This window comes from Pseudomonas sp. HP_12, assembly GCF_055283955.1.
Window position 1 is genome coordinate 171458 of record NZ_JBTOQG010000005.1, and the last position, 13351, is coordinate 184808.

The following is a 13351-nucleotide window of genomic DNA, read 5'->3' on the forward strand; positions in this document are numbered from 1 at the left end:
GGACCGCTTCAGCCGGGAAGGCGTCAGTCGTCACACTGCAGAATTGATGGTGTTCACGCTGGCCTCTTCCCGGCTAAAGCCAGTCCTACTAAAAGCATCGCGTGCATTCAGCGTCACGGATGGTGTCCCGATGCAACTGACACAGCGCAATCATTTAGTGGGACCGGCTTCAGCCGGGAAGGCGTCAGTCGTCACACTGCAGAATTGATGGTGTTTACGATGGCCTTTTCCCGGCTAAAGCCAGTCCTACGAAAACATGCATGCATCCAGCGGAATCGGTGTGGTCCCTATGAAACTGACATACCGCAGTCATTTAGTAGGACCGGCTTCAGCCGGGAAGGCGTCAGTCGTCACACTGCAAATTTAATGGTGTTTACACTGGCCTCTTCCCGGCTAAAGCCGGTCCCACTAAAAGCGTTGCGTTTATTCAGCGTCACGGATGGTGTCCCGATGCAACTGACATACCGCAGTCATTCAGTGGGACCGGCTTTAGCCGGGAAGGCGTCAGTCGTCACACTGCAAATTTAATGGTGTTTACGCAGGCCTCTTCCCGGCTAAAGCCAGTCCCACAAAAGGATCGCCTGTTTGCAGTGGGACTAACATTCATTTGCCCTACCCACCCCGGGAGACACCATGGACCACCAGACACTCAAAGACGCCTACACCGGCTACATCGCCTGCCTCAATCGTCAGGACTGGGCTGCCTTGGGAGACTTCGTCGGCGAGGAGGTGCATTACAACGGCGAGCGCGTCGGTCTGGCCGGCTACCGGCAGATGCTGGAGCAGGATTTCCGCGCCATCCCTGACCTGCGTTTCGTCATCGATCTGTTGATCGCCGAGCCACCGCACATTGCCGCGCGGCTGACGTTCGATTGCACGCCGGTGGGCGAGCTGTTCGAGGTGGCGGTGAACGGGAGGAGGGTGCAGTTTACGGAGAACGTGTTCTACACGTTTGAGGCGGGGCGTATCGTCAACGTCGCGTCGGTGATCGACAAGGCAGCGGTGGCGGCGCAGGTGCCGAAGCCCTGAACCGCCGAATAGCCTGGCAGCGCGGCTGACTCAGAGGAGAATCAGCGGCGCCACCCCTCCATCAATGCAACGCGCTGGCGCGGTTCTTCGCGACGTCTTCGGCTTTGACCTCGCCGTCGCTCTGACCGAACCGACGCAGCACGAAGGTGCTGACGGCCGCCAGTTCAGCGTCGCTGTAACTGCGGGCGAAGTCAGGCATGCGCTGGTCGACCCGAGCAGCGGTTGGCGTGTGACCTTCCAGCAGCGTCGCCATCAGGTTGCGACCTTTGGGGTCGTTGACGGTTTTCAAACCGGCCAACCCACCCGCCGGTGATTGCCGCCCGCTGCCGTCGATCTGGTGACAGGCCACGCAGGTGTCGTTGAACAGCTTCTGGCCGAGCCCCTTTTGCAGCGCGGCATCGTTCACTGCCATGGTTGGACGGGGGATGCCTTCGCTTCTGGCCGGCGTGCTCTTGAGGTACACCGCGATGGCTTTCAGGTCCGCCGGATCGAGATAGCGCAGGCTGTGCTCGACGGCATCACCCATTGGCCCGCCCGCGCCGCCGAAACCGGCCGCGTAGCCCTTCGACAGGTAGCTGACGATGGCGTCTTCCGGCCAGGCGCCGATGCCGTATTTGGCGTCGGAACTGATGTTGTAGGCCATCCAGTTGCCCAGTTCCGCACCCGCCAGAGAGTTGCCGGTGCTCATCGCCTGGAAGATGTTGCGTGGGGTGTGGCATTCGCCGCAGTGGCCCGGGCCCTGCACCAGATACGCGCCGCGGTTCCATTCAGCCGATTGCTTGCTGTCCGGGACGAAGCGTTCGTTGCCGGCGAAAATCGCGTTCCAGAACATCATTCCCCAGCGCTGATTGAACGGGAACGAAATCTTGTTCTCAGGCGGCATTTGCTTCACCGGTTCGAGGCTGAACAGGTAGCCCTTGATCGCCAGGATGTCTTCCCGGGACATCAGCGTGTAGGAGGTGTAAGGGAAGGCCGGGTAGTAATGCTTGCCGTCCTTGCCCACGCCTTTTTGCAGGGCGTCGACGAATTCGTCGTCGGTCCAGTTGCCGATCCCGGTTTCTTTGTCCGGGGTGATGTTGGGGGAATACAGGCTGCCGAACGGCAATTTGAATTCCAGCCCGCCGGCGTACGGCTTGCCGCCCGGCACGACGTGGCAGGCCACGCAATCAGCGGCGCGGGTCAGGTATTCGCCCTTGCTCATCGCTGGGGTGTCGCTCGCGTAAACGGTGCTGGCCAGCAAACCGGCCACAAGTCCGAGCGCAGTGTTGAAAACGTTCATGACGCGCTCCTCAAACAGTGAAATAGCCAAAGCGGCTCAACGGCAAACGACGCTCACGCACACCGGTCGCGGCGTACACCGCATTGACCAGCGCGGCTGCGGCCGGCACGGCACCGGTTTCACCAACACCGCCAGGGGTCTCGACGCTGTCGACGATGTGCACCTCCACCGGTGGCGCGTCGCTCATGCGGATCTGCCGGTACTCGTGGAAGTTGGTCTGCTGCACTTGGCCTTTCTCGACAAGGATTTCGTTGAACAGCGCGGCCGACAGACCGAACAGCGTGCCGCCTTCCATTTGCGACGCTACAGAGGTCGGGTTGGTCGCGAAGCCGCAGTCGATGACCGTCACCAGCCGCTTGATGCGCAGGCCTTTGTCGCCTTGCTTCTCCAGCTCGACGATGGTCGCAACGAAGCTGCCGAACACCGCCGTCACCGCCACGCCACGGCCGGAACCGGCAGGCAGCGGTTTGTCCCACTCCACCAGCTGCGCCGCTTTGGTCAGCACTGCCTGGGCGCGGGGTTGCGACTGCATCAGCGCCAGGCGGTATTTCACCGGATCGACCTTGGCGTTGTGGGCCAACTCGTCGATGAAGCACTCGATGGCGTAGGTGCTGCGCAGCGGTCCGACGCCACGCCACCACGAGACCGGAATCACTTCCGGGTCGTGACGGATGTAGCGCACCTGCAGGTTGGGCAGGGTGTAGATCGGGTCCTTTGCCACTTCGACGGCATCGCCATCGACGCCGTCAGCCGGCAATGCGCCGATATAGGCCGCGACCACCGAGGCACCGGCGATGCGATGCTCCCAGCCCACCGGACGCAGGTCCTTGTCCAGCGCTGCATTGAGGCGGTCGACGTAGTGCGGACGATAGCGGTCGTGGGTCATGTCCTCTTCTCGGCTCCAGATCAGCTTGATCGGGTAGCTCAACTGGCGCGCGATGTCCACGGCCTGGAAGATGAAGTCAGACTCCAGGCGGCGGCCGAAACCACCGCCGATCAACTGGTTATGGATCACCACCTTTTCCACCGGCATGCCGCAGACTTTGGCGGCGCCCGCCTGGGCCATCCCCGGCGCCTGACAGCCGACCCACAACTCGCACGCGTCGGCGCGCACATGGGCGACGCAGGTCATCGGCTCCAGAGGGGAGTGAGACAGGAAGGGTTGTTCGTAGATCGCTTCGAAGCGGCTCGAGGCATTTTTCAACGCCCCGGCGATGTCACCGGACTGGTGCGCGAACACACCGTCGCCAGCGCTCGCCTCGAAAAGCGATTTGTCCAGCTGCGCCGAATCAAGACCGGCATGGGGGCCGAGGTCCCAGTCGATGTCCAGCGCCTTGAGCGCTTGCTGGCAGGACCAGAAGTTGCTCGCCGTCACCGCCACCGCGTTGTCCAGGCGGACGATATCGCGCACGCCGGGGACTTTGCGCGCAGCGTCTTCATTCTTCACGCCGCGCAGCGTGCCGCCATGAACCGGGCAGGTGAGGGTGGACGCAATCAGCATCCCCGGCACTTGCAGGTCGATGGTGAATTTCGCCGTGCCGTTGACCTTGTTCGGGGTGTCCAAACGCTGGACCGGCTTGCCCAGCAGCTTGAATTCGCTGACGGCTTTGAGGGGGATCTCGGTCGGCAGCGGCAGCTTCGCCGCAGCGTCGACCAGCTCACCGTAACCGGCACTTTGGCCGTTCGGGCCGATGACCCGGCCGTTCTCGGCATGGCACTGGCTAGGCGCGACTTTCCAGCGCATGGCCGCGGCCTGGATCAGCACAATGCGCGCACCGGCGCCGGCCTTGCGCAAAGGCTCCCAGCTGTATCGGGTGGAGGTCGAACCGCCGGTGGCCTGGAAACTCAGCAGCGCGTCGGTGTACAGCGCTGCATTGGGCGGGGCCTCGGTGATGGTGATCTGGCTCAGCGGCACTTCGAGCTCTTCGGCGACCATCATGGCGATGCCGGTCTGCACGCCCTGGCCCATTTCGATCTTCGGCGAAATCAGCGTGACGGCGCCGCTGTGGTCAATGCGCACGAAGGCGCCATAGCCTTGCTCGGCGTTGTCGCCCAGGCTGGCGCCCTTGACCAGATCAGCGGCGAAGCTGCGGGTGACTGACGCCGGCAGGTAGGTGCCGATGACCAGCCCGCCCAGCAGCGCACTGCCTTTGAGCAGCCCGCGACGCGAGAGCATCGCGGCAGATGATTGTGATTCGGACATGATGACTTCCTTCAGGCCTGGCTGACGCTTTTGATGGCGGCGCGAATGCGGGTGTAGGTGGCGCAGCGGCAGAGGTTGCCCGACATGGCGTTGACGATCTGCTCGTCGTTGGCTTTGGGGTGTTCCTGCAACAGCGCGACGGCGGACATGATCTGCCCCGACTGGCAGTAGCCGCATTGCACGACTTCATGGTCCAGCCAGGCTTTCTGTACCGCCTGACCTACGGCCTGCTCGCCCACCGCTTCGATGGTGGTGACCTTGCGGCCGGCGACGGCGCTCACCGGCAGTACGCATGAGCGCACGGCCTGGCCGTCCAGGTGCACGGTGCACACGCCGCACTGGGCAATGCCGCAGCCGTACTTGGTGCCGGTCAGGCCCATCACGTCGCGCAGGACCCACAACAATGGCATGTCGTCGGCGACATCCAGGTCGTGCTCCTGGCCGTTGATTATCAATTTCTGCATCACAACCTCAGACGGTCATCACGGTTGACGCACTGCGCCACGAGCAGGCTCGTGAGGCGGCATCAAGGCTTCGGTTTGTTTTAAAAAAATAGCGTCGTGCCAGTGGCCAGCGCTTTATATAGGTCTGCTCGGACATTTTGGTTCGGGACGAGTCAGCGGGATGAATGGTAGTACGTTCATCATTGGAAATGTTTGATTGCGCTGAAAATATTTCCCGACAGGCACTTCAATCACCCGCGACAACATGACGCGCTCCGCCGTAGTGCAGTCCCTGCATCTGTCGCACTTAACAGGGGGGCTGCGCCAGTCTCACTCGATGTGTTGAAAGTTGTGAGTTAACAGAATACGCAAGGGTCTATTACGGAAATTGATCTAATCAACTCAAGCATCGATGACGGTGATGCGCCTTATCGATTTTAAGTATTTATCATCTGCGCCGATCGCGAACAGAATGGCCCCAGAAGCAAACGACAAGCGCTTTGCTCCCTTACTACTTAATGAACTTCTGGAGAACGACCATGAAAGTATTAGCCTTCGCTGCTCTGTCCCTCGTCAGTGTATTTGCCGCTGCCGGCGAACTCCCGGCCACCAGCCAACAGCCTTCGACCCAGGTCGAACAATACAACCGCCACAAAGGCATCGACGTCGCCAAAGTGATCAGCATCAAAAACGCCCAGGACCCACAGAAAGTTGATGGTCCGGTGCAATCCACCATGGTTTATGTTGACCACGCCGGCGTGACCCACAGCCTTGACTACACCATCATGGGTTACGGTCGTCAAAATGGTTGATCGCCAGTGCCCTGGCGGCTTCAACTACAAACGCTATAAAAGAAACGCTGCATTGAATGCAGCGTTTTTTTTTGCCTGATTATCTAGCTGCAACATCCTGCGGGCTAGTTCGACCATGAACTTGCAGTTATTTATTTAAAAGACCTGATTAGTTCTGCGCACGGACAAGCATCATGCCCGCCGCTGGATGAAGTCCAGGAAGGCTCTCAGCGGTGATGGCACATAGCGCCGCCCCGGGTAATACAGAAACGGCCCGCTGAAGCTTGGCCACCAGGGTTCGAGCACCGGTTCCAGCGCGCCGCTGTCCAGATGGGGGCGCAACCAGTCTTCGAACAACGAGACGATGCCCAGGCCGTCAATGGCGGTTTGCACGGCAAGGTCGACGGCGCCGCCGATCCGCACGGTCAACGGGCCGGTCGGCTCGACGCGAACCTCTTCTCCGTCCCGCTCGTATTCCCAGAGCGGTACGGAGCCGCTGGGGAATTTGCCGCGCAGGCAGCTGTGGTTGAGCAGGTCCCGTGGATGTTCAGGGCGGCCCCGGGCGTCGAGATAAGCCGGCGATGCGGCGGTCGCGAAACGCTGAGCACGCGGGCCGATGGGCACGGCGATCATGTCCTGTTCCAGGCGGTCGTCGTAGCGAATGCCCGCGTCACAGCCGGCGGCAATCATGTCGACGAAGCTTTCCTCCGTGACCACTTCCATTCGGATGTCCGGGTGCGCCTGCAGAAACGGGGTGATGATCTGCGGCAATATCAGGCGGGCGGCGCTAACGGGCACGTTGAGCCTGAGCGTGCCGGAAGGGCGGTCGCGGAAATCATTGACCACGTCCAGCGCGGATTCGACTTCGCCGAGGGCCGGGACAATCCGTTCCATCAGCCGCGCGCCGGCTTCGGTCGGCACGACGCTGCGGGTGGTGCGGTTGAGCAGGCGCACGCCCAGGCGCGACTCCATGCGTCGAACGGCATCGCTGAGGCTGGACGCCGACTTGCCACTCAGCCGTGCGCCTTCACGAAAACCGCCTGCGTTGACCACGGCCACGAAGGCCAGCAAATCCTGAATGTCTGTCGCCATTGTCCGCTCACTCGTACAACCCGTGCCGATTGCACCTGATTATCAGCGCAGCGGTCAACGCCTATAGTCAGCCCACCACTTGAGCCATCCCACATTCTTGACCACGAGGCGTCACCCATGAGCCAGGCCAGCAAGGCAGGACACTTTTCATTCGGCGGTCGCACCGTCAACCGCATGGGTTACGGCGCCATGCAGCTGGCAGGGCCCGGCGTTTACGGACCGCCGAAAGATCACGCGGCTGCCATCGCCGTTCTGCGTGAAGCCGTGGCCGCTGGGGTCAACCACATTGATACGGCCGACTTCTATGGTCCCCATGTCACCAACCGCCTGATCCGCGAGGCCCTGCATCCTTATGCCGACGAGCTGCTGATCGTCACCAAGGTTGGCGCATCCCGAGGCACCGACGCTTCATGGAATCCCGCCAACAGCCCGGCGGAACTGGTGAGCGCGGTGCACGACAACCTGCGCAATCTCGGCCTGGAAGCGCTGCACGTGGTGAACTTCAGGGCGTGGGGCACCGGGCATTCGCCGGATGAAGCGTCGATAGCCGAGCAGTTCAGTGCGCTGGCTGAATTGCAGCGTCAGGGGCTGATTCAGCATCTGGGCCTGAGCAACGTCAGTGCGAAACAGGTTGCCGAGGCGCAGGGCATTGCCCAGGTGGTTTGCGTGCAGAACCATTACAACCTGGCCCACCGAGATGACGAGCAGCTGATCGCAGAACTCGGCAAGCAGGGCATCGCCTACGTGCCGTTCTTCCCGCTGGGCGGTTTCACGCCGTTGCAATCCCAGACCCTGTCGGACGTCGCCAAGCGCCTCGACACCTCGCCAATGTGCGTGGCACTGGCATGGCTGCTGCAGCGTGCGCCCAACCTGCTGCTGATTCCGGGCACCTCCTCGATGGCGCATCTGCACGAAAACCTGACGGCCGCCGAGCTGGTGATCCCCCAGGACATGCTCGCTGAACTCGAAGGGCAGGGCGCCTGAAGCTGTCCCGGCTTGCGCCGGCCCTACGACTGGCGCATGGGGTCCCACTGGAGGAATGCATGCTTTCAGTGGGACCGGCTTTAGCCGGGAAGAGGCCGGTGTGAGCACCAACAATTTTGCGGTATGACGACCGACGCTTTCCCGGCTGAAGCCGGTCCCACATTTAGAACACGCGGTGCAGCTGGATGAATGCGGTGTTCTCGTAGGACTGGCTTTAGCCGGGAAGAGGCCGGTGTGAGCACCAACAATTTTGCGGCGTGACGACCGACGCCTTCCCGGCTGAAGCCGGTCCTACATTTAGAACACGCGGTGCAGCTGGATGAATGCGGTGTCATCGTAGGACCGGCTTTAGCCGGGAAGAGGCCGGTGTGAGCACCAACAATTTTGCGGTGTGACGACCGACGCCTTCCTGGCTGAAGCCGGTCCTACATTTAGAACACGCGGTGCAGCTGGATTAATGCGGTGTCATCGTAGGACCGGCTTTAGCCGGGAAGAGGCCGGTGTGAACACCATTAATTTGCGGTATGACGACCGACGCCTTCCCGGCTGAAGCCGGTCCTACAGGGATCCGTGGTGTGTCAGTGAGAGTGGAGAAATCCTCACTGACCGCCGGGAATTGCCTCAATCCAGATCCGACGCATCATGCCGTTCCGGCACTTGGGTGGCTTCGTCGCCCCAGGTCCGGTTGACGCGCATGCCGCGGATCACTGCCGGCCGTTGCGCAATGGTTTCGGCCCAGCGCTGCACGTGGGTGTATTCGTGGGCGGCGAGGAATTCGGCGGCGCCGTACACGGTGTTGCGCACCACTTGCCCGTACCACGACCACACGGCGATGTCGGCGATGGTGTAGCTGTCGCCGGCCAGATAAGCGCTTTCGCTGAGGCGCCGATTCAGCACGTCCAGCTGACGCTTGGCTTCCATGGTGAAGCGGTCGATCGCGTATTCGAACTTCTCCGGCGCGTACACATAAAAGTGCCCGAAGCCCCCACCCAGATACGGCGCAGCGCCCATCTGCCAGAACAGCCAGTTGAGGGTTTCGGTGCGGCCGGCCAGATCCTTGGGCAGCAACTCGCCAAACTTCTCCGCCAGATACAGCAGGATCGAACCGGACTCGAACACGCGAAGGTTGGGTTCGACGCTGCGATCCAGCAGTGCGGGGATTTTCGAATTGGGGTTGATGTCGACGAAGCCGCTGCCGAACTGATCCCCCTCATTGATACGGATCAGCCAGGCGTCGTACTCGGCGCCGCTGTGGCCGAGGGCAAGCAGCTCCTCAAGCAGAATCGTCACTTTGACGCCGTTGGGCGTGGCCAGCGAATACAGCTGCAAAGGGTGCTTGCCCACCGGCAGGACTTTCTCGTGGGTCGGCCCGGCGGTCGGGCGGTTGATGCTGGCGAACTGGCCGCCGGAGGGCGCTTCGTGTTTCCACACGGTAGGCGGGACGTAAGGTGCCTTGCTCATTGAACACTTCTCCTGAGGGTCAGTTTTAGCGGGAAGGATCGAGGCGCGCTGGCCCCGACCCTTTAACACTGTTTATCGAGCAGAAGACAACGGCGGCGTGCGCGGCGGAATCTGGCGCTTGCTGCCGATGGATTCAAACGCCGAAGCGAAGCGCAGCAGGGCGGAATCGTCGTAAGCCCGGCCGGCGAAGGTCAGGCCCACGGGCATGCCAATGTCGGCCATCACGCCCATCGGCACCGTGACGGTGGGCACGCCGAGGTGGCGGATCGCGAGGTTGCCGTTGGCGACCCAGACCCCATTGCTCCAGGCGATGTCCGCCGAGGCCGGGTTGACGTCAGCATCCGCCGGGGCCACGTCGGCCACGGTCGGGAACAGCACCGCATCCAGCCCGAGCCGCTGCATCCAGTCTTCGAGGTCAATGCGGCGGGTATGTTCCAGCCCGCGTAGGCCGTCCGGCAAGGTGTCGATCTGGTCCCACGGCGTGATGCCGCGTTGGGCCATCTTCACGTACTCGTCCATGCCGGCGGCGAGATCGCCCTCGCGGTTGGGCAGGGTGCCGGGGTCGTGGGGGAAAATCAGCGGGCCGTTGACGTCGGCCAGGCGGTTCAGTTTCGGGTCGCCGTTGGCCTGCAGAAAATCGTCGAACGCCCAGGCGGTGAGGTCCCACAGTTCGTGGTGCAGGAACTCTTTGGAAACGATGCCGCGGTTGTACACCGTCGGCGCGCCGGGACGATCGCCCTCGCAGTTGGAGACCAGCGGGAAATCCACTTCGATGACTTCGGCGCCCTGGGCTTCGAGTGCTTGGCGCGCCTGTTCCCACAGGTCGATCACCGAGGCGCGGGTGATGATGCGCTGGCCGGTGGGGCCGCCAATGCCGGGTGCTTCGCAGGTACCGGCTTCAGGGTCGGCATTGATGTACATGCGCGGCACGCCAAAGCGTTTGCCGGCCAGAGTCTGCGGGCTGGCGGCGAGGTCGGCGTAGGACGCCGGGCGCACCGAGTCGACCGAGGGAATCGGCACCCACGGCTGCAAGCGCCACAGGTCGCCGCGGGTGTCGGGGTCTTCGGCGACCACCACGTCCAGCACGTCGAGCAGGTCGGCCATGGTTCGGGCGAAGGGCACGACCACGTCCATGGTCGGCGTCAGCGGCCAGTTGCCGCGCACCGAAATCACCCCGCGTGACGGCGTGTAGGCGCACAGGCCGTTGTTCGACGCAGGGCCACGGCCGCTCGACCAGGTTTCTTCGGCCAGCCCGAATGCGGCGAAACTCGCGGCCGTTGCAGTGCCGGCGCCGTTGGATGACCCGGACGCAAACGGCGCCGTCAGGAAATCGCCGTTGTAAGGGCTTTCAGCGCGGCCATAGACGCCGCGCTGCATGCCGCCATTGGCCATCGGCGGCATGTTGGTCTTGCCCAGACAGATCGCACCGGCCCCACGCAACCGCTCGATGGTGAACGCATCACGGTGAGCGACCAGTTCGGCAAACGCCGGGCTGCCCGATGCGGCCGTGAGGCCTTTGACCAGATAGCTGTCTTTGGCGGTGTAGGGAATGCCGTCGAGGGGGCCGAGGGTTTCGCCCCGCGCGCGACGGTCGTCGGAAGCTTGCGCTTCGTCGAGGGCCTGGGGATTGCGCACGACCACGGCGTTGAGCGCGGTGGCGGTGTCGGTGCCGTCATAGGCGTCGATTCTGGCGAGGTACGCCTTGACCAGTTCGACGGCGGTGGTCTGGCCCGCTTCAAGGGCTGCGCGCAACTGCGCGATGGAGACTTCGGTGACTTCGATCATGACTGCGACGACCGTGAGCCGGGGAGTAGAGGGCAGGATGTCTGAACAAGAATGGGCATATCGCTTCCCGTTGCGCGGCAGGGCCGGGCTGGTTTGAAACCGACTGAGGCGTGGGTGGGCAACGCGGCTCAGTTCGGCGGGCGTATTCGTGTGGCGCACATTATGCCTCCGCCATGCCTTTGTCGCGAGGCTTGCGCAGGTGCTCTTCATTGGGAGCGTGAGTGGGCCACCGCACATGCGGTATAGCGAAAGGCTTACACGCTCTGGAGCAATGTCGCCCTGTACAGCGAAGCGCCGCAAGCGCAACCTTGGATCCATCAACCGAGGCGCTGGATGTGCTTCGCAGGTCATGGATGATCCACCATTTGCCGGGACGGCTACTGACAGGATGTTGGAATGGTGTTGATAGAAAAGAACCCGCTCAGGCGGGTTTTTTATTGCCCGCGATAAAGTGCGCGGAGCGCTTGGGCATGGTTCGCGGGACTCTAGGACAAAGTGCGCAAGGCGCCTGGGCCGAGTTCTGTGGTTAACTCCTGCGCATCATTTTCTGTGGCAGGTTTTGCAATGACCCCCCATCACGGCGCGCACCGGCAAGTCATCGGCATGTGGTTGATGGCAGGCGTGGCGCTGACGTTCGCCAGTCATGACGCGATTTCCAAGACGCTGATCTATTCCCTGCCGGTGATCTTCGTCGCCTGGGCCCGCTACCTGGTTCACTCGACCCTGGTGACCACCGTGCTGCTGCGCAACGGCGGCGCAAACGTCTTCCACACTCGCCGGCCCTGGCTGCACCTGCTGCGCGCGGTGGTCCTGCTCGCCGACAGCCTGTCTTTCCTGTTCGGCCTGACCCACGTTCCCATCGCCGAATCCACGGCGCTGGTCTTCCTTGCCCCTGCTTTTGTAACGATCCTGTCGCCGCTGATCTTCGGCATCAAGGCGGATCGCTGGCAGTGGCTGTCGGTGGTGCTGGGCTTCATCGGCGTGCTGGTGATCATCAACCCGGCGAGCGACGCCTTCTCGCTGTGGATGCTGTTTCCCCTCGCGACCGCGCTGTTCTTCGCGCTGTATCAACTGCTCACGCAACTGGCGGGGGAGACCGACAGCCCGTCGGTGTGCAGTTTTTACGTCGGCGTGTTCTGCACCCTGATCCTCAGCGCCATCGTGCCGTTTTACTGGGCCGAACCTGACTGGCTGCAGATGGGGTTGCTGCTGGTGCTGGGCGGTCTGGGGCTGTGCGCGCACTTTTTGATGGCCAAGTCTTATCGCTACGCTTCGTCGTCTGTGCTCGCACCGTTGGGTTACCTGCAAATCATCTTTGCGGTGGCTTACGGGGTTCTGCTGTTCGGCAACTTCCCGGGCACGGCCTCGCTGTTTGGCATCGGACTTATCCTCCTCAGCGGCCTGATGGTTTATGCCAGACGCCAACCCGTGGCGCCTGTCAGTCAGGTCTGATCAGGGCCTAGCTGAGTGTCAGGCGTTTTCATTGCCCGGACGGGTGAAGGAAAAACGGTTGATATCGACCCGCAACTGCCAGCCCTGGTTCGCCCAATAGGTCGCTGCGGCCGGGTTGGTCTTGAGCACGTCGATATGGCATTTGTGAATGCCTTCCGCCTCCAGACTGACCAGACACCGCTCCACCAACGCCTTTCCGGTTCCATGCCGCCGATACTCAGGCAGCACCAGCAAATGCTGCAGATACCCGCGCCGGCCATCATGGCCCGACATCACACAGCCGCAGATAAGTGAACCGTCCTCCGCCACAAAACTCAGTCCGGGGTTGCGCAGCAGATACCGCTCGGTGGACTCGCGGGAGTCTGCGTCACGCAAGGAAATACCCGGCGTGTCGCGCATCAGCTGAGTGATGGCGTCGTAATCGTCCGGGGTCATGGGGCGGATGGTGAGCATGGCTGGCGCCTGAAGTGGAGAGAGGGCAGGGAGCGTAGCAGCGCGATTGGTGGGGTGTCATGTCAGCCGCAGGGTGACGCGGAGCGTCACGTGATGCATTCCCACGCGGAGCCTGGGAACGATCGGACATCTTGTGACGCTCATGCCGGCCTCTTCCCGGCTGAAGCCGGTCCCACTAAAAGCACGCGGTGTTTAGTAGGACCGGCTTCAGCCGGGAAGCTTTTGATCTTCGTACGCAAAAAGCTCAAACACCGCAGAACGCGACTTGGGTGCAGGCCGAACGCAGACGACGCGGAGTGGGCCGAGCGGCATGGATGCCGCGAGAGCGCCGTCAGGACATGGATGTCCGTTCGGCGCGGGCCCACGGAGCGTCGTCGGA

At 62.4% G+C, this 13351-nt stretch carries 11 protein-coding genes; 4 read left to right on the forward strand and 7 right to left on the reverse strand.

Annotated elements, in window-relative coordinates; translation table 11 throughout:
* Positions 1-633: 633 nt before the first annotated feature.
* Positions 634-1029, forward strand: a complete 396-nt coding sequence (locus ACYASU_RS06115) for an ester cyclase (protein ID WP_463582264.1) — start codon at positions 634-636, stop codon at positions 1027-1029.
* A gap of 61 nt (positions 1030-1090) precedes the next feature.
* Here ACYASU_RS06115 and ACYASU_RS06120 read toward each other — a convergent pair whose 3' ends face one another.
* Genes ACYASU_RS06120 through ACYASU_RS06130 form a run of 3 tightly spaced genes read right to left on the reverse strand, consistent with a single transcriptional unit; the run spans position 1091 to position 4975 of the window.
* Positions 1091-2308, reverse strand: a complete 1218-nt coding sequence (locus tag ACYASU_RS06120) for a c-type cytochrome (RefSeq protein WP_192172321.1) — start codon at positions 2306-2308, stop codon at positions 1091-1093.
* 10 nt (positions 2309-2318) lie between these two features.
* Positions 2319-4511 (reverse strand): xanthine dehydrogenase family protein molybdopterin-binding subunit, encoded by a 2193-nt coding sequence (locus tag ACYASU_RS06125; RefSeq protein WP_346628852.1) that lies wholly within the window; start codon positions 4509-4511, stop codon positions 2319-2321.
* Positions 4512-4522: 11 nt separating this feature from the next.
* Positions 4523-4975 (reverse strand): (2Fe-2S)-binding protein, encoded by a 453-nt coding sequence (locus ACYASU_RS06130; RefSeq protein WP_463582265.1) that lies wholly within the window; start codon positions 4973-4975, stop codon positions 4523-4525.
* A gap of 518 nt (positions 4976-5493) precedes the next feature.
* On the opposite strand from ACYASU_RS06130, the gene ACYASU_RS06135 reads away from it, so the two are divergent.
* Positions 5494-5766 carry a DUF2790 domain-containing protein gene (locus ACYASU_RS06135; RefSeq protein WP_463582266.1) on the forward strand — a complete coding sequence of 91 codons (273 nt, stop codon included), beginning with the start codon at positions 5494-5496 and terminating at the stop codon, positions 5764-5766.
* 171 nt (positions 5767-5937) lie between these two features.
* Here the strand turns inward: ACYASU_RS06135 and ACYASU_RS06140 are convergent, their stop codons facing one another.
* Positions 5938-6837: a LysR family transcriptional regulator gene (locus ACYASU_RS06140; protein WP_463582267.1), complete on the reverse strand. Its 900-nt coding sequence runs from the start codon at positions 6835-6837 to the stop codon at positions 5938-5940.
* A gap of 117 nt (positions 6838-6954) precedes the next feature.
* On the opposite strand from ACYASU_RS06140, the gene ACYASU_RS06145 reads away from it, so the two are divergent.
* On the forward strand, positions 6955-7821 hold the full coding sequence (locus ACYASU_RS06145; RefSeq protein ID WP_463582268.1) for an aldo/keto reductase family oxidoreductase: 867 nt from the start codon (positions 6955-6957) through the stop codon (positions 7819-7821).
* Between the two features lie 621 nt (positions 7822-8442).
* Here ACYASU_RS06145 and yghU read toward each other — a convergent pair.
* Complete coding sequence (gene yghU / locus ACYASU_RS06150; RefSeq protein ID WP_346627850.1) at positions 8443-9282, reverse strand: glutathione-dependent disulfide-bond oxidoreductase; 840 nt, start codon at positions 9280-9282, stop codon at positions 8443-8445.
* Positions 9283-9354: 72 nt separating this feature from the next.
* Positions 9355-11067, reverse strand: coding sequence for an amidase (locus ACYASU_RS06155; protein ID WP_463582269.1), 1713 nt, complete (start codon positions 11065-11067; stop codon positions 9355-9357).
* Positions 11068-11631: 564 nt separating this feature from the next.
* On the opposite strand from ACYASU_RS06155, the gene ACYASU_RS06160 reads away from it, so the two are divergent.
* The gene (locus ACYASU_RS06160) at positions 11632-12519 is read left to right on the forward strand and encodes a DMT family transporter (RefSeq protein ID WP_423573932.1); all 888 of its coding nucleotides are present in this window, start codon (positions 11632-11634) and stop codon (positions 12517-12519) included.
* Between the two features lie 18 nt (positions 12520-12537).
* On the opposite strand, the gene ACYASU_RS06165 is transcribed toward ACYASU_RS06160, so the two are convergent.
* On the reverse strand, positions 12538-12972 hold the full coding sequence (locus ACYASU_RS06165; RefSeq protein ID WP_463582270.1) for a GNAT family N-acetyltransferase: 435 nt from the start codon (positions 12970-12972) through the stop codon (positions 12538-12540).
* Between the last annotated feature and the right edge of the window lie 379 nt (positions 12973-13351).